The organism is Marinobacter sp. P4B1, from assembly GCF_001447135.1.
Taxonomy (GTDB): domain Bacteria; phylum Pseudomonadota; class Gammaproteobacteria; order Pseudomonadales; family Oleiphilaceae; genus Marinobacter; species Marinobacter vinifirmus.
The window spans coordinates 964348-987241 of record NZ_LLXM01000015.1; the positions used below are offsets into that span (position 1 = coordinate 964348).

22 protein-coding genes are annotated in these 22894 nt (G+C 61.4%); 12 read left to right on the plus strand and 10 right to left on the minus strand.

Translation table 11 applies throughout. The features are described from left to right. Positions 1-2: 2 nt before the first annotated feature. Genes AQ621_RS15950 through AQ621_RS15960 form a run of 3 tightly spaced genes read right to left on the minus strand, consistent with a single transcriptional unit; the run spans position 3 to position 3288 of the window. Positions 3-398, minus strand: coding sequence for an ectoine synthase (locus AQ621_RS15950; protein ID WP_022990468.1), 396 nt, complete (start codon positions 396-398; stop codon positions 3-5). A gap of 50 nt (positions 399-448) precedes the next feature. After that, positions 449-1879 carry a GTPase/DUF3482 domain-containing protein gene (locus AQ621_RS15955; protein WP_058342471.1) on the minus strand — a complete coding sequence of 477 codons (1431 nt, stop codon included), beginning with the start codon at positions 1877-1879 and terminating at the stop codon, positions 449-451. Next, a complete protein-coding gene (locus AQ621_RS15960) occupies positions 1879-3288 on the minus strand; it encodes a DUF2868 domain-containing protein (protein ID WP_058342228.1) in 1410 nt (469 codons plus the stop codon). Before AQ621_RS15960 ends, AQ621_RS15955 begins: the two co-directional genes overlap by 1 nt. A gap of 82 nt (positions 3289-3370) precedes the next feature. Between AQ621_RS15960 and AQ621_RS15965 the strand changes: the two genes are divergently transcribed. From AQ621_RS15965 to AQ621_RS15975, 4 genes are all read left to right on the plus strand, one after another. Beyond that, on the plus strand, positions 3371-3730 hold the full coding sequence (locus AQ621_RS15965) for a DUF6164 family protein (RefSeq protein WP_058342229.1): 360 nt from the start codon (positions 3371-3373) through the stop codon (positions 3728-3730). Between the two features lie 45 nt (positions 3731-3775). After that, entirely contained in the window at positions 3776-5764 is a 1989-nt protein-coding gene (locus AQ621_RS15970) for an acetoacetate--CoA ligase (protein WP_058342230.1), read from the plus strand. 120 nt (positions 5765-5884) lie between these two features. Continuing rightward, on the plus strand, positions 5885-6100 hold the full coding sequence (locus AQ621_RS17565) for a hypothetical protein (protein WP_145840293.1): 216 nt from the start codon (positions 5885-5887) through the stop codon (positions 6098-6100). A gap of 107 nt (positions 6101-6207) precedes the next feature. After that, a complete protein-coding gene (locus AQ621_RS15975; protein WP_058342231.1) occupies positions 6208-8451 on the plus strand; it encodes an NADP-dependent isocitrate dehydrogenase in 2244 nt (747 codons plus the stop codon). 79 nt (positions 8452-8530) lie between these two features. On the opposite strand, the gene AQ621_RS15980 is transcribed toward AQ621_RS15975, so the two are convergent. Next, complete coding sequence (locus AQ621_RS15980; RefSeq protein ID WP_058342232.1) at positions 8531-9730, minus strand: cation:proton antiporter; 1200 nt, start codon at positions 9728-9730, stop codon at positions 8531-8533. A gap of 4 nt (positions 9731-9734) precedes the next feature. Beyond that, on the minus strand, positions 9735-10205 hold the full coding sequence (gene ybaK, locus AQ621_RS15985; RefSeq protein WP_058342233.1) for a Cys-tRNA(Pro) deacylase: 471 nt from the start codon (positions 10203-10205) through the stop codon (positions 9735-9737). 131 nt (positions 10206-10336) lie between these two features. On the opposite strand from ybaK, the gene AQ621_RS15990 reads away from it, so the two are divergent. Beyond that, positions 10337-11623, plus strand: coding sequence for a serine hydrolase domain-containing protein (locus tag AQ621_RS15990; RefSeq protein WP_058342234.1), 1287 nt, complete (start codon positions 10337-10339; stop codon positions 11621-11623). 144 nt (positions 11624-11767) lie between these two features. Further along, positions 11768-11995 (plus strand): hypothetical protein, encoded by a 228-nt coding sequence (locus tag AQ621_RS15995; protein WP_227508370.1) that lies wholly within the window; start codon positions 11768-11770, stop codon positions 11993-11995. A gap of 3 nt (positions 11996-11998) precedes the next feature. Here the strand turns inward: AQ621_RS15995 and AQ621_RS16000 are convergent, their stop codons facing one another. Further along, positions 11999-13099 carry a hypothetical protein gene (locus AQ621_RS16000; RefSeq protein ID WP_058342236.1) on the minus strand — a complete coding sequence of 367 codons (1101 nt, stop codon included), beginning with the start codon at positions 13097-13099 and terminating at the stop codon, positions 11999-12001. Between the two features lie 101 nt (positions 13100-13200). Between AQ621_RS16000 and AQ621_RS16005 the strand changes: the two genes are divergently transcribed. The 3 genes from AQ621_RS16005 to AQ621_RS16015 are packed head-to-tail and all read left to right on the plus strand — an operon-like array spanning position 13201 to position 17725. Beyond that, a complete protein-coding gene (locus AQ621_RS16005) occupies positions 13201-16746 on the plus strand; it encodes a response regulator (protein ID WP_058342237.1) in 3546 nt (1181 codons plus the stop codon). Beyond that, positions 16739-17284, plus strand: a complete 546-nt coding sequence (locus AQ621_RS16010) for a hypothetical protein (protein ID WP_058342238.1) — start codon at positions 16739-16741, stop codon at positions 17282-17284. The genes AQ621_RS16005 and AQ621_RS16010 overlap by 8 nt, the downstream gene beginning before the upstream one ends. 27 nt (positions 17285-17311) lie before the next feature. Next, complete coding sequence (locus AQ621_RS16015) at positions 17312-17725, plus strand: response regulator (RefSeq protein WP_058342239.1); 414 nt, start codon at positions 17312-17314, stop codon at positions 17723-17725. Between the two features lie 20 nt (positions 17726-17745). On the opposite strand, the gene AQ621_RS16020 is transcribed toward AQ621_RS16015, so the two are convergent. Beyond that, a complete protein-coding gene (locus tag AQ621_RS16020) occupies positions 17746-18018 on the minus strand; it encodes a hypothetical protein (RefSeq protein WP_036220218.1) in 273 nt (90 codons plus the stop codon). 532 nt (positions 18019-18550) lie between these two features. Here AQ621_RS16020 and AQ621_RS16025 point away from each other — a divergent pair. Continuing rightward, complete coding sequence (locus AQ621_RS16025; protein ID WP_227508371.1) at positions 18551-18802, plus strand: hypothetical protein; 252 nt, start codon at positions 18551-18553, stop codon at positions 18800-18802. On the opposite strand, the gene AQ621_RS16030 is transcribed toward AQ621_RS16025, so the two are convergent. Further along, on the minus strand, positions 18771-19283 hold the full coding sequence (locus AQ621_RS16030) for a 3'-5' exonuclease (protein WP_058342472.1): 513 nt from the start codon (positions 19281-19283) through the stop codon (positions 18771-18773). The two genes, AQ621_RS16025 and AQ621_RS16030, sit on opposite strands and share 32 nt — an antisense overlap. Before the next feature lie 149 nt (positions 19284-19432). On the opposite strand from AQ621_RS16030, the gene queC reads away from it, so the two are divergent. Both queC and queE read left to right on the plus strand, forming a co-directional pair. Beyond that, positions 19433-20098, plus strand: coding sequence for a 7-cyano-7-deazaguanine synthase QueC (gene queC, locus AQ621_RS16035; protein WP_058342241.1), 666 nt, complete (start codon positions 19433-19435; stop codon positions 20096-20098). After that, complete coding sequence (queE, locus tag AQ621_RS16040) at positions 20098-20754, plus strand: 7-carboxy-7-deazaguanine synthase (RefSeq protein WP_058342242.1); 657 nt, start codon at positions 20098-20100, stop codon at positions 20752-20754. Before queC ends, queE begins: the two co-directional genes overlap by 1 nt. 1 nt (position 20755) lies before the next feature. Here the strand turns inward: queE and AQ621_RS16045 are convergent, their stop codons facing one another. Both AQ621_RS16045 and AQ621_RS16050 read right to left on the minus strand, forming a co-directional pair. Continuing rightward, on the minus strand, positions 20756-21799 hold the full coding sequence (locus AQ621_RS16045) for an AraC family transcriptional regulator (protein WP_058342243.1): 1044 nt from the start codon (positions 21797-21799) through the stop codon (positions 20756-20758). Between the two features lie 136 nt (positions 21800-21935). Then, the gene (locus AQ621_RS16050; protein WP_058342244.1) at positions 21936-22823 is read right to left on the minus strand and encodes an alpha/beta fold hydrolase; all 888 of its coding nucleotides are present in this window, start codon (positions 22821-22823) and stop codon (positions 21936-21938) included. Positions 22824-22894 lie beyond the last annotated feature (71 nt).

The following is a 22894-nucleotide window of genomic DNA, read 5'->3' on the forward strand; positions in this document are numbered from 1 at the left end:
AATCAGTCTTCGCTGGTGTCCGGCAGATAGGCGCCGTCTTCGTCGTGCACTTCCTGGCCGGTAACCGGCGGGTTGAAGGCGCAGATCAGGCGCATGTCTTCGGTACCACCGTACAGGGTGTGACGGTCGTGCTTGTCGAGGGCGTACAGGGTGCCGTCGGTAATTTCGTGCACTTCACCGGTGGCAAGGTCCTTGATGCGGCCGTTACCGGCTACGCAGTAAACCGCTTCCAGGTGGTGCTTGTACCAGAAGGTGTGCTCGGTACCGGCCGGGATGATGGTTTCGTGGAAAGAGAAACCCATACCGTCCTTTTTCAGCAGCAGGCGGCGGCTGGTCCATTGCTGGGCGCTGACTTCGCGCTCGGTACCGATGATGTCTTGCACTCGTACGATTTTCATTCGCATTCCTCATTTGGTGATGGAATAGCCATACAGTATAAACATGTCTGTCAGGCCCGGTTCAACCGCCAGTCATCATAAACCGCCATGGCCTGCTCGATGGCGGAGGCCAGGTCCTGCCGCTGGGAATGGCTCAGGGAGCGCTGTTTGCGGCACCGGTCGAAGGCTTTCTGGATCTCCCTTCGGCTGGCTTTGCCGAGCTGTTCCAGCCAGTGGTGATCCGCCGGTTCCAGTTCCAGTAAATCCCGGCCGGCGTGGTTGCGATGGCTGATGTGCCACCAGTGGTCCACGGCCCGACCTAAAACAACATAGCCGAACTGGCTGTCCTGTACAGGGCCAAAACTGGCGGTTTTCAGGCCGTCTTTTATGGGGCCGATGTTCAGGGCCGGCAGTACCAGTCTGTCTCCGTAAAAATAACTGCCCGCTGCCCCCAGTACACCACCTATCAGAGCGCCGGCACCCAGGGACGAGCCCAGGGTCAGGGCGTCCAGGCCGGCACCGCCCACGGCCCCGGCACCAAAGCCGGCGCCGGCCAGGTACTTCTTGCTGACGGCCCAGTGCTGGCGGGTGTCTTCCGAGAACAGGTCATGCTGGCTGGCCCACTCCAGTTCCGCTTCCTGCCGCTGTATGCGTTGGTGCTGGTACAGGTGTTCGATGCTCACCCGCAGGGTTTGCTCCCGTTTGCGCTGACGTTGATACCAGCGTTCCCGGAGGGTTTCGGCCAGGGTGGCATCGCTGGTGCCGGCAATCTGGTCCAGGGTCAGGGTGCGCTTTTCCTGCCAGGACATCAGGTCTTCCAGTGCCCGGGCGATCAGCTGGGCCGCCTGTTGCCGGCGCTGGCGACGTTGTTCTGACAGCAGGTGAGTGGCCTGTTCCAGGGGCTGTTCCCAGTCCGGCTCCAGTTGGCCAAAGGCCCGCAACAGGCTCAGATGTTGTTCGAACGGGGCGCGTACGGCGTCGAACTTGCGGACAACCTGGAAGAACTGGCCAAGCGCAGATTGCCAGGTGTCGCTGTAATCGTCGTCGCCGATGCTGTTGATCAGGGCCAGGCTGGGGCGCCCGGTCCAGCGCAAAATGGTCATCTCCGCTTCGTGTTCGGCGCTGTAGGGGACGGAGCCGTCCACCACGTAGATAATGCCGGCCCCTTCGGTGATCGGCGCCAGCAGTTCGCATTCATCCACAAAGCGGTCGTCGCCCCTATGCTGCAACACGAAGGCGCGCACGGTTTCCGGGTGGTCCGAGGCCGACAGGCTGTGGGCTTCCAGCCATTGCAGTACCCTTCGGGGGCGCTGGAAGCCGGGAGTGTCCACCAGGGTGTACAGTTCCTGGCCGTCGACGGTCAGCGGGTAGGCTTGCCCGGCCCGGGTGGTGCCCGGTTCCAGGGCAATGGCGATGGCGTCGTTCTGGGACAGGGTGGCCACCACGCTGGATTTGCCCTTGTTGGGGTGGCCCACCACCGCAAACACCGGTTTCTGGTTCATCATGCGGTACTCCCGGTGTGATACGGGTTATCCGGCAGCGCCGGTAGCAGGGCAACATTGGCAAACCCGGCGGGCAGGCGTTCGGTGAAGCGCAGCCAGGGCTGGACCAGGTGTTCCGCCGGTTCCCGGTTGGCATCGGGTGCCAGTGGCAGAATGGTCAGGGTGGTGCCATCCGGCCAGCGTGCCCGGGCCTGGTCCAGGAAGTCATGGAGTTCCCCGGTCGGTGGCTCCCAGCTGCGGGTAACCAGCACGACAGAAGGAGCCCGCTCCCCGGCCAGTTGTTCAGCCAGGCTCTCCAGTACCCCGTCATCTTCCGCCAGGGACGCCCGGCCACCGGCTTTGAGTACCCGGCTGTCCTGCGCCAGCAATGCTTGCGGCAGTTCCGGCTCCCCGGCTCCGGCCCAGCAGATAATGTACTGGCTGTCCTGCAGCTGCCCGGGCCTGGCCCGGGTGCGGGTATCGGGCAAATCCTCGGCATCGTTGTGCTGGTTGCCGGTGTCCAGGGTCGGAGTTTCCATGCGGTACATCAGGGCCTGCATGCCGGGATGGCGTTGCAGCAAGCGCTCCGCCTTCCGGGCCAGCAACCACTGGCTGAGTGCCAGTAGCAGCAGGCGGGGCAGCAGTACCCAGGTCAGCCACAGCATCACCACAAAGGGCCACCATTGCCCCCATTGAACCGGATCGGTGCCGGTACTGCCCGGCGAGGCGCGGAAGAAACGGGTGGCTTCCACCAGTTCCCGGGACGGTTCTGCCGCCGGCCACAACCCGCCCCAGGGGCTGGCGATGACCTGGATCAGGCTATGGTAGCTGTGGGCGGCGGTATTGAGCGTGGTGCTCCAGCCGAAGGCCAGGTCCTGAACCACCAGCATAACCAGCAAGGTCAGCAGGCCAGCCAGGGCAAACAGGCTGCCGCCGGTGTGGGCGGCCCGGGCCATCAGCGCCGGTTGCAATTGTGCCAGGATTGTTCCGGGAGGCTGTGCTTGCAGGCGCCGTTGCAGCCAGCTCCAGGGTTGCCATCCGGCCAGCGATTGCACGGTGGTGGCCAGTGCCAGCAAAAGCTGCAGTAACACGAACGCGATGATCACCGTGACATTGATGCGCTGGCCGCCATCGTAAAACAGCAGGCCGGCCATGGTAAGCACGCCGAACACCGCCCCCGCCGCTGCAAAGCCGCCGTTAATCCGCCGCCAGCGCTGCTGCACCGCCCTGCCTGCCTGGCGTGCGTTACCGGGGCCGCTCAGGCGCTCCATCTGTTCCAGCCACAGGGCGGCATCCGGGCTTTGGCCCTGTTGCTGGCAGTCCAGGGCAAAGCGCCGGTCCCGGCGGTGCAGAAAGGCGGGGGCCTGGTCCCTGTCCCGCTGGATGCGATCATCAAAATCCAGCAGCAGACGAAGGGGGTTGTGGCTCATGCAGTGTCCTGATGAATTCGGTCGGATTGGCTTTCCTGCTAGGATATAGCCAATAACACTAACGAAGCCAGCCGGGAAACCCATGCCCCACCACCTGATGAACCTGCGTAACGTACCCGATGACGAGGCCGAGGAAATCCGCGCCCTGTTTGAAGAACACGAGGTGCGCTATTACGAAACCCCGCCCAGCCGCTGGGGCATCAGCATGGGCGGCTTCTGGGCCCATGATGACGACGAAGCCGCCCGGGCCCGGGGGTTACTGGATGAGTACCAGGCACAGCGGCTGGAAAGCCAGCGTGAGCAATACCAGAGTCGCTGCGAGCGGGGAGAAACAGGGCTGTGGTACCAGTTCCGCAAACGACCGGCGACCTTTCTGGCGGCGCTGGTGGCGATTGTCGTGATTCTGGGATTTTCCTTGCTACCCTTTGTGCGTCTTGGCTAGAAGTGCCCGCTATAGCTGAACACTAACAACAATCCGGAGAAACGGATGAGCAACACACAACAATCACCGGTGGTCTGGACGCCGGACCAGGACACTCTCACTCGGTCCCGCATGGGCCAGTTCAAGGCCTGGCTGGAGCAGCAGGGCTTTGGGCCCTTTGCCGATTACCACGCCCTGCACCAGTGGTCGATTACCGAACTGGACACCTTCTGGCAGAAGGTTTGGGACTACTGCGACCTGGTCTGCGAGACACCGGCCAAACGGGTACTTGGCAACCGGGAAATGCCCGGTGTGGAATGGTTCCCGGGTATGAAGCTGAACTTCGCCGCCAACCTGCTACGGCTGGCGGACGGCGATCATGCTGATACAGAAGCCGTGGTGGCCTACTGCGAAACCCGCCCGGTATTGCGCAAGACCTACGCTGAACTGAAAGCCGACGCTGGCGCCCTGGAAGCCTTCCTGCGCAGCAAGGGCATTGCCAAGGGCGACCGCGTGGCCGGGGTGGTTACCAATGGTTATGAAGCCCTGGTCGGCATGCTGGCAGCCACCAGCCTCGGTGCGATCTGGAGCTCCGCCTCCCCGGACTTTGGCATCGGCGCCATCAACGACCGCTTCGGCCAGATTGAGCCTTCGGCCCTGATTGTGGTGAACGGCTACGGCTATGGCGGCAAGGTGTTCGCCCGCCAGGACGACTTCGCCGAACTGATCGCCGGCCTGCCCTCCCTGAAGGTGGTGGTCAGCATTGCCCAACTGCCCGATGAAGCCCTGATCCCCGGCGAACTGGTGACCACCTGGGACGACGCCCTCAAAGCCGGCGAAGGCCAGGCGCCCTCGTTCACCCCGGTGGACCCGGACCACCCCGTCTACATCCTCTATTCCTCCGGCACCACCGGCAAACCCAAGTGCATCGTGCACGGCACCGCCGGTTTGCTGGTCAACCACGCCAAGGAACTCATGCTCCACGGCGACGTGGGCCCGGAAGACCGCTTCCTGTACTTCACCACCTGCGGCTGGATGATGTGGAACTGGCAGGCCTCCGCCCTGATGACCGGCGCCGCCGTGATCACCGTGGATGGCTCCCCGGGTTACCCGAGCCTTAATTTCCTGTGGGAAACCGTAGCCAGGGAACGGGTCACCCACTACGGCACCAGCGCCCGCTTCATCGCCGGCTGCCGCAAAGCCGAACTGCAACCGGCCAAAACCCTGGACCAGAACCCTCTGCGCGTGGTGTTCTCCACCGGCTCGCCACTGCTGCCGGAAGACTACGACTGGATCTACAGCGACGGCGCCCCTAATGCCCTGCTCGGCTCCATCGCCGGCGGCACCGACATCTGCGGCTGCTTTGTGGGGTCTACCCCACTGTTGCCGGTACGAAGAGGCGAAATCCAGTGCCGTTTGCTGGGGGTAGATGCTGTGGCCTACGGCGACGACGGCCAACCGGTCAGCGAAGGCCGCGGCGAACTCGTCTGCCGCCAGCCGCTGCCGTCCATGCCCGTCAGCTTCTGGCAGGACCCGGACGGTGAACGCTATAAAGACGCCTACTTCAACACCTTCCCCGGCGTCTGGGCCCACGGCGACTTCATCGAATTCACCGAACACGGAGGCGCCATCATCTACGGCCGCTCCGACGCCACCCTCAACCCCGGCGGCGTAAGAATCGGCACCGCCGAAATCTACCGCCAGGTTGAAACCATCGATGAGGTGAAAGACAGCCTCGTGGTTGGCCGCCAGATCGACGGCGATGTCGAAGTGGTGCTGTTCGTCGTACCAGCCGAAGGCCAGACCGTCACCGACGACCTGGCCAAAACCCTGAAAACCCGAATCCGCGAAGGCGCAAGCCCAAGGCACGTACCCAGGCACATCGTCGAAGTGCCCGACATCCCCTACACCCGCAGCGGCAAAAAGGTCGAGCTGGCAGTCGCCCGACTGATCAACGGCTCGAACAAAGCCGATAACCGGGATGCCCTGGGTAACCCGGAAGCGCTGGATCAGATTCGGGAGCGTTTGGCTGCAGCCGGCTTGTTACCGGAATGATCAGGGGTGTTTTGTTGACAAAGTGACGGCCGTCATCGCTTAGCAAAGGGTTGCGGAAACCAGCCCGGCAGTCCGATGAGCGGTGGGGGAAAGCCCTCCCAAAACTGTGCGGAGCCATGGATGGCGGAGCCCAAGCGCCCCATGGATGGGCCGAAGGAGCGTGTTTTGGGAGGGCTTTCCCCCACCGCGATCACTCCAAAGCCAGAAAAACGAACAAATGTTAGAAAGTTTCGTAAATTCCCGCCATTTCATCAGCCTGTAACCGAAGATCAGGCATTATCCGTACGTTCTTATACTAAGATCGTAATCAAAATTCCGCAAAAAATGCTATCTTAGTAGGTCTATCAAAAGTTCCGAATCAGTCACTGGCAAAACCGGACGTTCACAAGACGCCCGAATGCGCCATGACCGTCCTGAACCCACCCCATAGCCTGAGGACGAAAATGAGCAACTCCAAATCCAAGATTGTCTACACGTTGACCGACGAGGCACCCGCCCTCGCGACCCGGTCACTGCTTCCCATCCTGGAAACCTTCGCCAAGCCGGCTGGTATCGACTTCGAAACCAGCGACATCTCTCTCGCGGCGCGTATTCTGGCAGGCTTCCCGGACTACCTCGAGGAAGACCAGCGGGTGCCGGATGCCCTGGCTGAATTGGGTGAGTACACCAAGGATCCGGACGCCAACATCATCAAGCTGCCGAACATCTCTGCGTCCATTCCCCAGCTGCGTGCCGCTATCAAAGAGCTGAATGAGCAGGGCTACAAGGTTCCCGAGTACAAAGAAAACCCGGCAACCGACGAAGAGAAAGAAATCCACGCACGTTACTCCAAAGTGCTGGGCAGTGCCGTTAACCCGGTACTGCGTGAAGGTAACTCCGACCGCCGTGCACCGGCTGCGGTAAAAGCCTTTGCCCGCAAGTTCCCGCACACCATGGGTGAGTGGAGCCCGGCTTCCCGTACCCACGTGGCGCACATGCGCGGTGGCGACTTTTACTCCAGCGAGCAGTCTGTAACCCTGGACAAGGCCACCAACGCCCGCATCGTGTTCGAGAACAAGAAGGGTGAGCAAACCGTTCTGAAATCCGACCTGCCGCTGCTGGAAGGCGAAGTGCTCGACGGCATGTTCATGAGCAAGAAGGAACTGGTGAAGTTTTTCGAAGGCGCCATCGAAGACTGCGAAAAGACCGGTGTGATGTTCTCCCTGCACGTGAAAGCCACCATGATGAAAATCTCTCACCCGATCGTTTTCGGTCACGCGGTGAAGGTGTTCTTCAAGGAGCTGTTCGACAAGTACGGTGACCTGTTCAATGAAATCGGCGTAAACCCGAACAACGGCCTGTCTTCCGTAGTTGAGAAGATCAAGCAACTGCCGGAATCCAAGCAGGAAGAAATCCAGGAAGACCTGCACGCCTGCTACGAGCACCGCCCGGAAATCGCCATGGTTGATTCCGTTAAAGGTATCACCAACCTGCACGTACCGAGCGACGTGATCGTAGACGCCTCCATGCCGGCAATGATCCGTAACTCCGGCAAGATGTGGGCCCGTGATGGCAAGCTGAAGGACACCAAGGCGGTTATGCCTGAGTCCACCTACGCCACCATCTACCAGGAAGTGATCAACTTCTGTAAGACCCACGGCGCGTTCGATCCCACCACCATGGGTACCGTGCCGAACGTCGGCCTGATGGCCCAGAAGGCGGAAGAGTACGGCTCCCACGACAAGACCTTCGAAATCAAGGAAGACGGTATCGTTCGCGTTGTCGCTGAAGACGGCACTGTGCTGACTGAGCACAACGTTGAGCAAGGCGATATCTGGCGCGCTTGCCAGACCAAGGATCTGCCGATCCGCGACTGGGTCAAGCTGGCGGTCAACCGTTCACGTTCCAGCGGTATGCCGGCGGTATTCTGGCTGGACGACGAGCGTGCCCACGATGCCCAGCTGATCAAGAAGGTCGAGAAGTACCTGGCCGAGCTGGACACCGAAGGCCTGGAAATCCACATCATGTCTCCGGTTCGTGCTATCCGCTGGACCATGGAGCGCCTGATCCGTGGCCTGGATACCATTTCCGTAACCGGCAACGTGCTGCGTGACTACCTGACCGACCTGTTCCCGATCCTGGAGCTGGGCACCAGCGCCAAGATGCTGTCCATCGTGCCGCTGCTGAACGGCGGTGGTCTGTACGAGACCGGTGCTGGCGGTTCCGCACCCAAGCACGTACAGCAGCTGATCCAGGAAAACCACCTGCGTTGGGATTCCCTGGGTGAATTCCTGGCCACCGCAGTGTCCCTGGACGAGCTGGGCGAGAAGCAGAACAACCAGCGCGCCCGCCTGCTGGGCCAGACCCTGGACAAGGCTACCGAAAAGCTGCTGGAGAACAACCAGTCTCCGTCCCGTGTGACCGGCGAGTTGGACAACCGGGGTTCCCACTTCCACCTGGCCCGTTACTGGGCGGAAGAGCTGTCCAAGCAGGATGAGGACAAGGAACTGAAAGAGTTCTTTGCCAAGCTGTCAGCACAGCTGGAAGAGAACAAGGACAAGATCCTGGAAGAAATGACGGTGGTACAGGGCAATCCGGCGGATATCGGTGGTTACTACCACGCGCCGGCGGAGAAAGTGTCTGCCGTTATGCAGCCCAGCGCTACGCTGAACAAGATCCTGGTCGACGCCCAGGCATCTGTGAGCTGAGGCTCAGTGTCAGGCCGGGATGGTTCCCGGCCCTGATCAAAAAACCGGACAGCCATTGGCTCTCCGGTTTTTTTGTTGTCTAGTCGTCCTCGTCAGGGTCTTCCTGGTAGCCCTTGCCGGTCTCACCCGCCTTGCGCAGCTGGATCAGCGTCAGTGGCGGGCCAATGATCTCGAATACCACTGTCGCGCCGATGACCAGTGGCAGGATGTAACCCAGTTCCGGTAGCCGTTCGGTGGCTACCAGCGCCAGGCCCAGGGCTACGCCTGCCTGGGGCATCAGGCAGGCCCCGATGCGGCTACGGGTATCGGGCGCCGAGCCGGCCAGCACGCTGCCCAGATAGCCACCGGCAAAGCGCCCTGCCACCCGGGCCAGCACATAGGCCACTCCCAGTGCGCCCAGTGTTGGCAGTGCCAGCCAGTCCAGCTGGTAGCCCGCCATAAAGAAGAACAGTGCCAGGAAGGGTTCGGAAATACCGTCGATTGAACGGAATGGCCGAACATGGTGCCGGGCCCGGTTGGCCACGACCACGCCCAGGGTCATGCAGGTGAGCAGGTAAGACAAGCCGAGCCAGCCGGCCAGCCCCGCGGCTACAAACACAAAGCCGGCGGATTCCAGCAGCATGGGCTCACCGGGCCGCAGCCGGCCGGTCAGCCACGCCATGGGTAGGCCCAGCACAATACCCAGCAGTACCGAGCCTCCGACCTCCATCACCCCGTGTAACATGGCCGTAGGGCCATGGGTATCGCCGTTGCCAATCAGCAGTCCGGCGCTGACCAGCAGGATACTGAACAGGATGGCGCCCCAGGCGTCGTCGATGGCTACCACCTGGAACACCAGCCGGGTCAGCGGGCCGTTGGCGCCGGATTCCCGCAGTACATCCAGCGTGGCGGCCGGTGCCGTGGCGGTGGAAATGCCGCCCAGCAAAAGCGCTGCCGCCAGGTTGCCGGTGGCCCACCAGGTAGCGAAGGTAACGGCTGCAGCGGTCACAAAGGTGACCACCAGGCTGACAATCAGAGCCTCCTTGCCCTGCTTGAGGTCCCGGGCAGACATCCGCTCGCCCAGCAGAAAGCCCACCATAGCCAGGGTCAGCTGGGTAATCAGGTGAAAGCTCTGGCTGGCATCTGCCGGCAGCAGGTCCAGAAGGTCCGGCCCTGCCAGGGCGCCCAGCAACAGCAACAGGGTGACCCGGGGCACATGTACTTTCTGGCCGACCGCATGGGCCGCCAGGGCCAATAACAGGGTGGCGCCAATCAGGATAAGGTCGTTGGCGTGATTCACCGGGTCAGTCCTGTTGCAGGGGCGCGAAGGTGGCCCCGGTGAGCCTGGCCAGGTCATCCGGAGCCAGTTCGATCTCCAGGCCCCGTTTTCCGGCGCTGACAAACAGGGTTGCGAAGTTGCGGGCCGAGTCGTCGATAAACGTCTTCAGGCGCTTCTTCTGCCCCAGCGGGCTGACGCCCCCCAGAACATAGCCGGTAGTGCGCTGAACCAGCTGTTTGTCGGCCATGGCGGCCTTCTTGGCCCCGGCGGCCCGGGCAATCAGCTTCAGGCTGAGCATGGCGGATACCGGCACCACGGCGACGGCGAGGTTTTTGCCATCCAGCGAGACAACCAGGGTTTTGAACACCTGGTCCGGATTGGCGCCGGTTTTTTCCACGGCCTCGTTGCCGTAGCTTTCGGCGGCCGGGTCATGCTCGTACTCATGCACGGTAAAAGCCACCCTGGCGCGTTGGGCGGCGAGAATTCCGGGGGTCATGCAGGCTCCTGTTGCAATCACGGTTTGCCGGAATTAAACCACGGGGCGCCGGTAACTGCATCTCGGTTGCTGCCGGATGATGTGCTTTGATCTATAGTGAAACCATTCAGATATAAAACAAAGGCAACAATATGCATTCACTGGCTCGCCGCGCCCTGAACCTCAGCGCCATTCCCCGGGACCTGCACTCGGTCACCTTCCGGGACACTGCCTCGGAGCACCCGGAACGGGTCGACCTGGCCCCAGAGGTTCCGGAAGCCGTGTGGCGCAGCGTGGAAGCCCTTTACCGGACCGGGGTTCATCCCGGTATCCAGCTGTCTTTGCGTTATCGGGGCGAGCAGGTGCTGCATCGTGCCATCGGTCATAGCCGGGGTAACGGGCCCCACGATCCCCGCTCGATGCCCCGGATGCCGATGACTACCGAAACCCCCGTCTGCTTTTTCTCTGCCTCCAAGGCAGTGACTGCCTTGCTGATGCATATGCTGGCCGAGCAGGGGCTGGTGAACCTGATGGACCCGGTGTCCTACTACTGCCCGGAATTTGCCAGCAGCGGTAAGCGCACCATAACCGTGCACCAGATCCTGTCGCACCGGGGCGGCATTCCGGCCATTCCCCGGGAAACCCCCATTGATGTGTTGTGGGATAAAGACGAAATCTGGCGATTGCTGTGTAACGCCCGGCCGGTGGAAGTAGACGGCGCCAAGGTGGCTTACCACGCCATCACCGGCGGCTTTGTGTTGCAGCGGGTGCTGGAGAAGGTGACCGGCGACAGCATCGATGCCTACCTGGACAAGTACCTGCGCGGGCCCATGGGCATGAAGTGGTTCACCTACGGTATTGGTGCGGAACACCTTCCGGACCTGGCCAGTAACTACGCCACCGGGCCTACCCCGAGGTTTCCGGTGTCCTGGATTGTTAACCGGGCGCTGGGCGGCGACATCGGTACCGTTGAGCGAGTGACCAATGATCCCCGTTTCCAGGAAGCGGTGATTCCCGCCGGTAACCTGTGTGGCACCGCTGAGGAGATGAGCCGGTTCTTTCAGATGATGCTGAATGGCGGTACCTGGAATGGCCAGCGGATCTGCAGCGAACTCACCATTCGGCGTGCGATCCAGCAGTTCGGATCCCTCCAGGTGGACCGTACCATGATGCTGCCCATGCGCTTCAGTGCCGGCATGATGCTGGGCGGCAATCCGGTGGGGCTCTGGGGGCCGCAAAGCCGCTATGCCTTTGGCCACGTGGGCTTGATCAACAAGTTCTGCTGGGCGGACCCGGCCCGGGATATTTCGGTCAGCCTGCTCAATACCGGCTTCCCGATAGTCGGCCATCATTTACCCGCGCTGGGGAAGTTTGTCTATACTGTGTGCAAGCAGTTTCCGTTATTGCCGGAGCATCGCCGCAGGCTGGTGGCAGCGTGAGTTGGGGCACTGGGGTTAACGGAGTGTTAAAAAAAGTGAAAGCTTGTTCATTTTAATTGAACTTTGTCGGACAGTCCGGCACACTTTTTCACGCAAGACTTTCAGGATGTGGAAGTTACCAACGACTCAATGGATGAGACCCCTATGCCAAAATCAAGGCTGTCCCCGCCCGAACCCCGCCGCGTGCAACTGGACTATCACGAGAGCATGCGCTCCCAGGTCCAGCAACAGCTGTGCAACGAAGTAGAGCGGCTTGAACGCCGCATCGAAACCCTGCGCATGACCAAGGCCCCCCACGCTGCCCTGATGATTTCCACCTATGAGCGCATGATCAGCCGCAAGAAGGGCTTTTTGCAGAACTGGGATTTGTAGCCGCTACTGCCGGTTGGCGGTCGATTCAGCACTCCAGAACGTCAGGGCCTGGTCTGCCGGCTGGTAGGTACAGTTGTTCTCGTTCGGGACCCTGGGAATATCTTCTTCGGTCGGGTAGTCGGCCGGATCCGCTTGTGGATCCGGAACCCTTGCCGGCTCGTTATTGGAGGTGTACAGGCGTACCTCGCTCATGGCGTAGTTCAGCTCAACCCGGATGCAGTCCGGACTGGGGTCGGTATCGGCACTCTGATAGCTGCTCAGGTCGAGTATCTGCTGGTCCGGGTTTTTGATGTACAGGGTGTCTTTCTGCGCCTCTGCTGCAAACTCCTGCCTTAACTCAATGCCGCCGTAGCTCCGGCTGACATAATCGACGGTGGCAAACTCCGGCTGGTTGTAACCAAGGTTACTGAATTCATTGGCGTTGAAACGGCTGCCGGACAGCAGGCTGAGCAGCTGCGGTTGCTGCTCGCGCTCCGTTTCCTCAACGTTGCGGGCGACATATTGAATCACCCGGTAAACCTTGCCATCGAGGTTTTCCGCAGGCGGCTGATAACGCCAGTCCAGGGTCTGGTAAAACCACTGGCGATTGTTGAGCGCTTCCTGATTGGCCACGGCATCCTGGTCGGTAAACCGGATGATGGCGCCGGCGCTGCGGGTGTTGTAATTACCGGCTTCGCCCGAGGCGATTCGCTCGCGGATATAGCGCCTGCCTTCATCAAAGTTATCCACACGGCCCACGCTGATTACCTGGTTCATCAGGTCGAGCGGGTTTCGAACCTGGGTATAGGCCTTGCCATCGTCTGTCGGTTGGGTGCCGATAAAGTGGTCGATGTGACGCCGGATGCTTTCGACAAGCTCCTGGTTCCCGGCCGTATCGTCGTTTCCGGCCGGCTCAATGCCCGGATAAAAATCACTGAAACGGGTGAAGCTCAGAGTGTCCGGGGCCTGTTCGGTGTCGGTGAGGTCAAAGGTGCGGAAGGTCAGGTCGACATCATCGGCCGGGTTGAAGGCGGAGGAGTCATCGCTGCCACCACTCTCCAGACGGCATCCACTCAGGGTCAGCAACGCCAGTGATATGGCAACAAAAAGGCAGGAATGTCTCATTTCAGAAGGCCCCGGGGTGCGAAATTCGTTGTGAAAGGCTAAAGTGAGCTGTGCTGACAATAAACGATAAAGCACGCAGCTACCCGCGCGGAGATCACATTTTGCAGCAACGGTTCGCCCAGGCCGGGATTCCGGTGCTGATCCTGTTTCTTGTACTGGCAGCCCTGATTCTGCCGGCCCCGGCCATGGCCCAGGATGCCTGCCGCAGTGGCGAAGTCCGGCTTGACCGGAACACCGGTGCCATCCGTGACCTGGGCGGATGCTTGCGGTACCTGGAAGATCCGGACCAGAGCCTGTCGATTGATCAGCTCAGATATCTTGAGGCCGAAGCCTTCACCCAGCATGAAGCCGGCGTGCTCAACTTCGGCTACACCGGGTCTGCTTACTGGACCCGCTTTGACCTGAGTACCCATGCCCTGCAGGGCGAGACCGACTGGATACTGGAGCTGGCGCTACCGCTGGTGGACAGCGTCGAGTTGTTTCTTGAGCGGGATGGCATGCTGGTAGATCAGCGCCAGGCCGGCTACCAGGACAACTGGGAAGACCGCGACCTGGCCGTGCCCAACCCCACTTTCCGGCTGAAGCTGCCTCCTGACAGCCGCACGCGGGTATTCCTGCGCATCACCAATACCAACACCTTCCGCCTGCCCATCACCCTCTGGCACCCAAACGAATACATCGAGAAAGTTTCTATTGATGAAGCGGTGCGCGGGGTGCTGCTCGGTGCCATCCTGGCGATCCTGGCCTACAACCTGTTTGTGGCGGTGTCGGTGCGCGAACGCAGCAACATCTACTATGTGCTCTACCTGGTGGGTGCGGCGGTGTTTATTTCTACCGAGCAGGTCCACGGCGTGCAGTTGCTGGATGAACGGCCGGCCTTGCTGAACAAGGATTACCTGCACTACCAGATCATCCTGACCTGGTTCTTTGGCCTGCTGATGGCCCGCTCCCTGCTGGAAACCCGTGAGCGCTCGCCAGACCTGGACCAGGTGCTGCGGCTGTGCCTGTATTCGGTGGTGCTCACCTTTGGCCTGTCCATCTTCATGCCCTATTCGGTGGCGATGGAATGGATCGTGCTGGATTCGATCCTGCTCAGTATCATCCTGATTGTGGTCAGTTACCTGTCCTGGCGTTACTACAACCCGGCCGCCCGGGCCTACTTCTACGCCTGGACCATGGCGCTGATCGGCTTTGGTATCTATGCCCTGACGGTGATGGGCTACCTGCCGCTGAATACCTTTACCACCTACGCCCCGCAGTTCGGGCTGACTGCCCAGATCATCCTGTTCTCCTTTGCCCTGGCCGACCGCATCAAGCAGGTGCAGGGTGAAGCCATGGCCTGGAACCGCCGGGCCCTGGCCAACCTTGGGCGTTACCAGTCGCTGTTCAACAACGCTATCGAAGGCGTGTTCCAGATGTCGCCGGAACGGAAATTTGTGACCGCCAACCCGGCCATGGCAGAGCTTCTGGGTTACAACAGCAGCCGTGAACTGCTGGATGAAAATCCGGACGTGCTGGAAACCTGCATAGCCGATGAGCGCCTGCGGCGGCTGGTGGTGGAACAGCTGGAAGCCCGGGGCACGGTTAAAGGCATCGAAGCCCGGTATTTTACCCGTGAGGGCGAGGAGCGCTGGGCGACCATCTCCCTGCACACCGCCTACGATGCCGAGGGCGTGCCGGTGCACCTGGAAGGTACCTGCATCGATGCCACCGAAAGCCACCAGCGCCTGCAGATCGAGCGTGAACGGGAACAGGAACGGCTGGAGAAAGAGCTGGCCCGCAACTCCGCCAAGGCCAAGAGCCAGTTCCTGGCTAACATGAGCCATGAAATCCGGACGCCGCTGGCGGCGATCATCGGTTACGGCGAAACCCTGCTGGACCCGGACCTGGACGACCGGGAAAAGCGCAGCAGCGCTGAAACCGTGGTACGCAGTGGCCGGCACCTGCTGGAGCTGGTGAACGATATCCTGGACCACTCCAAGATCGACGCCAACAAGCTGGACGTGGATGTGGTGCCGGTGAACCTGCCGGAGTTGCTGGATGAAGTCCGCGCGTTCTTCGAGCCACGGGCCCGGGAGAAAGGCCTGGATTTCCGCATTGTTTGCGAGTATCCGCTGCCAGAGCAGATCTGCACGGACCCCACCCGATACCGGCAAATCATCATCAATCTGTGTGCAAATGCGCTGAAATTCACGGAAAGCGGCTCGATCTCCCTGGTTATCCGCTGTGACCGCGAGGCTGAAACCCTGATTGCCCGGGTGGTGGATACCGGTATTGGCATGAAGCCGGAGCAGCTGGAGCGGTTGTTTGATCCGTTCGCCCAGGGCAGTACCGCCATTTCCCGCCAGTACGGTGGCACCGGGCTGGGGCTGAGTATTTCCCGCCGGCTGGCGGAGCTGCTGGGAGGGGATATCCGGGTAACCAGTACCTACGGCGAGGGCAGCGAATTCGAGGTTTCCATCAGCACCGGCGGCCTGCAGCAGGTGCACTTCCTGCGGGATGCCTCGGAATTCAGCCAGCGCAGACGGGCCATTGCCATGGTGCTGGCACCGAGGTTGTCGGGCCGGATCCTGTGTGCCGAAGACAACGAAGTGAACCGGCGGCTGGTGTCCCTGCTGGTGGCCCGTACCGGCGCCGAGCTGGTGCATGTGGCTAACGGTGCCGAAGCCCTGGAACGGGTAAGGCGCGAAGACTTCGACCTGATCCTGATGGATATCCAGATGCCGGTCATGAACGGCCGGGATGCCACCCAGGCGATTCGTGAAGCAGGTATCAATACGCCCATTATTGCCCTTACGGCTAATGTCATGGCCGAGGATATTGCGGAATATCGGATGGCCGGCTGTAACGAGCACCTGGCCAAGCCGATCGACAAGCAGCGGTTCTACGAGATGCTGGCCCGCTATCTGACCCATTGCCCGGAGCCGGTTACTGCTGCGGACAGGAGCTATTCCGGCCGGGTTCTGGTGGCCGAAGACAACGAGGACAACCGCCGGCTGGTGGAGCGCATGCTCCGGCGCCTGGGCCTGGACCCGGTTCTGGTGGCCTCGGGGGATGAAGCCGTGCGCCGTGCACTGTCGGATACCGTGCACCTGGTGTTGATGGATCGCCACATGCCGGGAATGGACGGCGTGGAAGCTACACGCCTGCTTCGCCAGGCCGGATTCCGCCGGCCCCTGATCGCCTTCACCGCAGGTGACCAGGCCGAGAACGAAGCCCTGCTGGCAGCCGGCTGTGATGGCGTGCTCAACAAGCCCATCGACCAGAGCCACCTGCAGGCCCTGCTGGATCGCTATCTGGGAGCGCAGACCGTGGACAGCTCGGGCCTTGATGATGACCTGGCGCACCTGGTCTCCCGCTTCCTGTCCGGCCTTGCGGAGCGCCAGCGCCGCATGAAGCTGGCCCTGGACGACCGGAATGTTGACGTGCTGCGCACCGAGAGCCACCAGATCAAGGGTACGGCCGGAGCCATGGGCTACCCGATGATGACGGAACAGGCGGGCAGGCTGGAGCAGTGCCTGCGACAGAATGAATACGACTGGCCGGAAATCGCACAACGGCTGGAACAACTGAACCATATGATTGACCAGGCTCTGAAGGCACTGGTTTCAACCACCGGTACCCGACAGGAACAGACCCATGAGTGACCAGAATCGCCCCCAGGAACACAATTCACTGAGCATGATGTACGGCACCTACGCAGACGTGCTGTTTGTGTTGTTTCCGTTTCTTGTCATTGCCATGCAGCGGCTGTGGGACGGCAATGTCTATGAAACCCTGATGCGGGCGGACCTGAGCATTGCCGCGACCATCATGGCAGGCCTGGCCATCGGCAAGTTTGTGCTGGGGCTGGTGACCAACCGCGATCTGGGCCGGTACAAGGAGCGCATTGTCTTTTTCATTGCCCTGACCTTGTTTGTGGTGCTGGGGCCGTCCATCATTCTGATGTTGAGTATCGTGGGCAATACCGAAGTCCCGGGGTTTGTGGCCTTTGTGCAGCCGGTGCTGCTGATTGTGGCCATTTCGTTGTACACAACGGCGGTCAGCATCAGCAATATACTGGTGCGGGAAGGGGCCGGAGCCGGCGAGGGTGCCGACAGCCGGCCAGCCGGCGAGCGGGAACAGGGCCGGCCGGGCCCGGCGCCGCTGGAGCTGCCGCGCAAAACCGGCAATGACTCATTCTGAGTAACGGGACACAACAGGAGAGAATGGATGACGGATCTGAGAGTACTGGTGGTTGAAGACGAGCCGGTCATGCGCGAGCGGCTGGTACAGATGCTGTACAAGGCGGGCGCAACGCTGGTGACGGAATGCAGTGATGCGGCTTCGGCCAGGGCAGCGTTCGACGCCAGTGAATACCAGATCATTCTGCTGGACCTGGGGCTGCCGGACGGCAACGGCCACGAGTTGATGACCCGCTTCAAGGAGGTTCGCAAGGAGCAGCACATCGTGCTGGTGACGGCGGATGATTCGATTGAGAGTATCCAGCGGGCAATCAGTGCCGGCGCCAACGGCTACGTGGTCAAGCCCTATTCCCAGGAAAAAATTCACGATGTGGTGAGTAACTACGCCATGGTCCACGGTGGCGACATGGCGCAGATGCAGGGGCTGAACCGGCACCACTGACCGGTCCAGCCTGCGTTGGTTCAGGCCACCTGGCGGGCAATCCAGGAGTTGTAACGGGTGGCCAGTGCACGCACATAGCGGGCCTCGGCGCCGTCCAGGTTGCTCAGCACGCCCTTGAAAATCCAGCCACGCTCGTACAGACCCAGCACCCGCTGCTCGTCATCCAGGTTGACGCGCTGATTCAGTTTCTTGCAAATCGCATCCAGCAGCGGCAGCTTTTCCGGACGTTTGATCGGTGCCTGCCGGTTGGTCATTGGCTGGTTGGCTGCCCGTGTAGTCGGATGTCTTCTCATGATCTTCTCCTTGTCGTTTTGCGGCTGCAAAAACAGAAAACCCCGGGGCCTGAGGCAACCGGGGTCTGGCAGAGAAGCTGCCCCGGTCGCTGCAATGGCTCCCGGGACTGACCGAAAGCCGTTAGATGTCTTTCACCATGGCGCGCACGGCTTGCCCTGCTTGGCAACCGGCGGTGGTAATAACGGTGTACTTGGTAATCATTCTGGACCTATCGGCTCTGTGATTTCGGTTCGGTATCAGTGTATCGGCAATTGGCCGGTTTGCAATAGCCTCCGCCATTCGGCAAACCCGTACAGACGCCGTGGGCTCTCGGGGCCATAATTTGTTCCGTCACGTGTTTTTACGTTGTGCAATCCTCGATGCCTCCGTATCAGGTATCGGATGGATCTCTCCTTTCTACGCAGCCCCCATGGGCTGCGTTTTTTTTCGCCTTCGGAAACTTCGTAGCCACTAGTCCCTACAGCCAATTCCGGCCGGATTGGCGATAATTTGCACACCAATCAAGTGGTACACTTAAACCGAATACAGAGGTTGAAACCGAAGAAAATGCCCGAAGACCCTGCCCCCGTCCGTAACAAGTTCCGTTCTGATTTTATCGTTGAAATCGCACTGCTCGCCGCCGTTGCCGTTTACCTGGTGATCGCCCAGGGGCAGTCTGTGGGAGACAACCTGAGCTTCACCGTTGTGGGCGCCAGCCTGATGGCCCTGGCCACCTACTGGACCCTGCATACAGCCCGGGATGGTCTGGAAGTTATTGCACTGAGGCTTCGCCCCGGCAAGTAAGTTTTTGCCAGGTGTGGTGCAGGATCAGGGCGTCGTTGGCGGCCCGGTGAACCGGCAGGCCCAGTTCGGCAATCACCTGCTGGCGCACGCCGGACCAGTGCCGGATCTGGGCTTGGTCGAGCAGCATGGAGATGGACTCCAGCTGGAAGGCCGGTGTTTCCCCGGCGGCCCGGTACAGGCGGTGCAGCCAGAAGCTGTCGAAGGTCCAGGCATCACAGAACACCTGCCCTGACAGCAACCCGTTCAGCTGTTCGACAACCTCGGCTACCGGCCGGCCGTCCTGCTCCAGCCGGCTGCGGGAGATACCGTGAATAGCCTCGGCACTGTCGGACCAGTCCTGCCATTGCCTGTTGGGGCGGATCAGCCAGCTGTGCAGGGTGCCGTCAGGCAGGCACAGGCCAACCTCGATCGGGTAACTGGCGATCAGGTCAAGGCTGGAGGCCTCGAAGTCGATAAACGCTGGGCAGGAATCCGGTTGCATCAGGTGTCGGTTCTGGTTCATTGTCGTTTTCTCCCGAGTTTACCGCCGATCCTGCGTTGACGCGAACCCAACCGGTGTTTGCGCTGTTACAATACCGCTCAGCTTTGAACGCCCTGTGACACACCCCCTGCTATTGTGGTGAGATTCCCATGACTGACACTGTTGTCGTTATTTATTCCGGAGGCATGGACTCGTTTACCCTGCTCCACCTGGCCCGTTCCCGGGGTCTGAAGGTCCATGCGCTGTCGTTCAATTACGGCCAGCGCCATGTACGGGAGCTGGAGGCGGCGCGCGCCGTGTGCCAGGCCGAGGGTATTCCCCACAAGGTGATTGATATCCGCGCCATGAGCGAGGTGATGGCCGGTTCTTCCCTGACTTCGGACGCCGAGGTGCCGGAAGGGCACTATGAAGAAGACTCCATGAAGTCCACCGTGGTGCCCAACCGCAACATGATTCTGCTGTCCCTGGCCACCGGTTACGCGGTAACTGTGGGGGCTGGGGCTGTCTGGTATGGCGCCCACGGCGGCGATCACGCCATCTATCCGGACTGCCGGCCCGAATTTGTGGAGAAAATGGACGCGGTATGCCGCATCGCCAATTACGAGCCGGTGGGTATCGAAGCGCCGTTCATGGCCCTGGACAAGGGCGAAATCCTGGCTGAAGGCCTGAAGCTTGGCCTGGATTACAGCCAGACCTGGACCTGCTACAACGGCCGGGATAAAGCCTGCGGCCGTTGCGGTTCCTGTGTCGAGCGGCTGGAAGCGTTCGCCGCCCACGGCCTGGAAGATCCGCTGGCCTACGAGGGCAATGCCTGATGTACCGGGTGAAAGAAGCCTTTTACACCTTGCAGGGCGAAGGCGCCCAGGCGGGCCGGGCGGCGGTGTTCTGCCGGTTCAGCAAATGCAATCTGTGGAATGGCCGGGAGCAGGACCGGGCGACCGCGGTGTGCAATTTTTGCGATACCGACTTTGTTGGTACCGATGGCCAGAACGGCGGCCGCTTTGAAACTGCCGAGGCGCTGGCGGCCCATATCCGCAGCCTGTGGCCGGACGCGCCTGGCAAACCCTATGTGGTGTGCACCGGGGGTGAGCCGTTGTTGCAGCTGGATGAGCCGCTGATTGCAGCCTTCCATGCCGAGGGCTTCGAAGTGGGCGTGGAAACCAATGGCACCCTGCCGGCGCCGGACGGTATCGACTGGCTGTGTGTGAGCCCCAAGGCGGATGCCGGGGTGGTGATAACCGAGTGTGATGAACTGAAGTTGGTCTTTCCTCAGCCGCTGGCCCCACCGGAGCGCTTTCTGGGCATCCGGGCCCGGCATTACTTTTTGTCTCCGATGGCTTCGCCCTCGGTGCCGGACCAGGGCAATGATCCGGTCAAACAGAGCAATACCCGCAAGGCGACCGATTACTGCCTGGCCCATCCGCAATGGCGCCTGACCCTGCAGATGCACAAGATTCTGGGCATCGACTGACTCAGGCGGTTTTCCGGAAACCGGTTTCCCGGGCACGGAAGTGGCTCGGGCTCAGGCCGGTCCAGCGTTTGAAGGCACGGGTAAAGTTGGCGGCATCGGCGTAGCCCAGGGCATCGGCAATCTGGCTCAGGTTCATGCCGGTGGTGCCGAGCAAGTCCTGTGCCCGCTCCAGCCGCACCTGGTCGACCAGGTTCTGGAAACTGGCATCTTCTTCCTGCAGCCGGCGCTTGAGCGTCCGTTCCGAGACAAACAGGGTACTGGCGACCCGGGCCAGTTTCGGCGGAAACGGATGGCTGGTTTCGATCACCCTGCGCACCCGGCAGGCAAAGCCGGCGTCTTCCGTGAGTTGTTTCAGCGCTTCTTCACACTGTTCCCGCGAGCTCTCTGCCAGCTGTTCATTGCTGAACCGGACCTGCTGTGCCAGCTGGCTGACGGGAATCACCAGGGCATCCTCATGGGCGCCATACTCTACCGGCACGCCCACCACGCGACGGAATCGGTGGAAATGATTCGGCTCCGGGCCGCGCCGGAGAATCCGGGTGCCGGGCACCGCAGCCCCGGTCAGCTGGGCTCCCATGGATACACAGCCGTACAGCACGGCATCCAGCACAAAGCCCTGCAGCGGCCCCAGTTCGACATCACAGGACACGGTGTAACGGGCGTTCTGGCCACTCAGGTGCTTTTCCACTTTCAGGTGCGGTGCCCGCAGTGTCAGGTAACGGGTCATCAGCTCCAGCGCTTCTTCCAGGGTACGGCTGCTCATCACCGCGGTACCCAGGGCTCCGTGCAGGGGCAACCGGAGTTCCCTCGCCAGCATGATGCCCAGGCCAGGTTCGCCGCTTTCGATGATCGCCCGGGTAACAAATTCACTGGCCTGGGCCTGGCTGACCCGGAGATCGGTGGAGTTCAGGCGGGCCGGGTCCAGGCCGACCCGGAGGATCAGGTCCCGCTCGTCGACGCCAATGGTGCGGAGCAGCTCGGCCAGGGTATGCAGGTAGATGGCCGGCATACCCAGGTCCTGTGCGGTAGAAACGGAGGCGCGCATGGGTTTCCTCGTCAGTGTCTGTTGTTGTTATGCAAGGGAGTCAGTCACAGATTATGGCCTTTTGCCGTGCCCGACCCCATGACTCCAGTGACGGGTCAACGGGCCGGAGAGGCCAATTGCCGGTATGCCGGCCCTGTCACTGACTGTGCCGGCGAATAAAGTCTTCCAGTACCCGCGCCGAGCGGCCGGGTTTCTCCAGCATGGGCAGGTGGCCCACGCCCCGGAAGACGTGTACCTCGGCATGGGGCGTGGCGGCTCCGAACCAGTCCACGCAGCGGGTGGGCGTGATAACGTCTTTGTCGCCCCATTGCACCTGCAGCGGCGGGGTTCCGGTTCCCAGATAGCGGGCCGGTGCCAGCGGGTCTGCCAGCATGTCGTTGAAAATATGGCGCAGGGAACCCCGGCGCTGCAGCAGGTCTGGCCCCAGCAGGCCGGTCATGGCCAGGCCCTGCAGAGTCGGTTTGCCGTTGCCGACGCTGTTGAACATTCGGTAGACCCCGCTCCAGTCCCGGGGAATGAGGATGGCATCCCGGTCGGTTTTGAACGGTGCGTTGAGGTCGGCATCCGGCTGTTCCGGTATGCCGGCACTGTTCAGCAGGGTGACGGTACGCGGCGGCCGGTCCAGCGTGTGCGCCATCACCGAGGCAATGGCGCCGCCCATGGAGCTGCCGGCAATGTGCAGGTTGTCGGTGGCATAGCTTGACAGCCATTGTCCGAGCCGCCGGGCCTGGCTTTCATAGCGATAACAGGCGTCTGGCCGGTACTGACTTTCTCCCAGGCCGGGCACATCCGGCACCAGCAGGTGCCAGTCTGCGGGTAGCATCTGCATCCACAGGGCCCAGTTTTCTTTCATGGCGGCAAAGCCGTGAATCAGCACCAGGGTCGGTTTGCCCGGTGTCGGCCGGCCCCGCTCCAGAAACACCAGCCGGTGTCCGTCGACCAGGGCCTCCTTGCGGCGGGCACGCAGTAACCAGCGCTGGCCGGTGCGGGCGGCAGGCCACAGATTGGGGGCAGGAATTCTCATGGGGACAACCTCGTAACAACAAGCCGGCACCCAGTGTAACGGGCTGTGGCCGGGGAGCTATTGCCGGGTTG

Bases quoted from the DNA above. Each gene is read 5' to 3' on its own strand.
- queC (WP_058342241.1), top strand. From the start codon at position 19,433: ATGACTGACACTGTTGTCGTTATTTATTCCGGAGGCATGGACTCGTTT.
- AQ621_RS16015 (WP_058342239.1), top strand. From the start codon at position 17,312: ATGACGGATCTGAGAGTACTGGTGGTTGAAGACGAGCCGGTCATGCGC.
- AQ621_RS16000 (WP_058342236.1), bottom strand. From the start codon at position 13,099: ATGAGACATTCCTGCCTTTTTGTTGCCATATCACTGGCGTTGCTGACC.
- AQ621_RS15995 (WP_227508370.1), top strand. From the start codon at position 11,768: ATGCCAAAATCAAGGCTGTCCCCGCCCGAACCCCGCCGCGTGCAACTG.
- AQ621_RS15955 (WP_058342471.1), bottom strand. From the start codon at position 1,879: ATGAACCAGAAACCGGTGTTTGCGGTGGTGGGCCACCCCAACAAGGGC.
- AQ621_RS15950 (WP_022990468.1), bottom strand. From the start codon at position 398: ATGAAAATCGTACGAGTGCAAGACATCATCGGTACCGAGCGCGAAGTC.
- AQ621_RS15965 (WP_058342229.1), top strand. From the start codon at position 3,371: ATGCCCCACCACCTGATGAACCTGCGTAACGTACCCGATGACGAGGCC.
- AQ621_RS15990 (WP_058342234.1), top strand. From the start codon at position 10,337: ATGCATTCACTGGCTCGCCGCGCCCTGAACCTCAGCGCCATTCCCCGG.
- AQ621_RS16020 (WP_036220218.1), bottom strand. From the start codon at position 18,018: ATGAGAAGACATCCGACTACACGGGCAGCCAACCAGCCAATGACCAAC.
- AQ621_RS15960 (WP_058342228.1), bottom strand. From the start codon at position 3,288: ATGAGCCACAACCCCCTTCGTCTGCTGCTGGATTTTGATGATCGCATC.
- AQ621_RS17565 (WP_145840293.1), top strand. From the start codon at position 5,885: ATGGCGGAGCCCAAGCGCCCCATGGATGGGCCGAAGGAGCGTGTTTTG.
- AQ621_RS15970 (WP_058342230.1), top strand. From the start codon at position 3,776: ATGAGCAACACACAACAATCACCGGTGGTCTGGACGCCGGACCAGGAC.
- AQ621_RS16030 (WP_058342472.1), bottom strand. From the start codon at position 19,283: ATGCAACCGGATTCCTGCCCAGCGTTTATCGACTTCGAGGCCTCCAGC.
- AQ621_RS16050 (WP_058342244.1), bottom strand. From the start codon at position 22,823: ATGAGAATTCCTGCCCCCAATCTGTGGCCTGCCGCCCGCACCGGCCAG.
- queE (WP_058342242.1), top strand. From the start codon at position 20,098: ATGTACCGGGTGAAAGAAGCCTTTTACACCTTGCAGGGCGAAGGCGCC.
- AQ621_RS15975 (WP_058342231.1), top strand. From the start codon at position 6,208: ATGAGCAACTCCAAATCCAAGATTGTCTACACGTTGACCGACGAGGCA.
- AQ621_RS16010 (WP_058342238.1), top strand. From the start codon at position 16,739: ATGAGTGACCAGAATCGCCCCCAGGAACACAATTCACTGAGCATGATG.
- AQ621_RS16045 (WP_058342243.1), bottom strand. From the start codon at position 21,799: ATGCGCGCCTCCGTTTCTACCGCACAGGACCTGGGTATGCCGGCCATC.
- ybaK (WP_058342233.1), bottom strand. From the start codon at position 10,205: ATGACCCCCGGAATTCTCGCCGCCCAACGCGCCAGGGTGGCTTTTACC.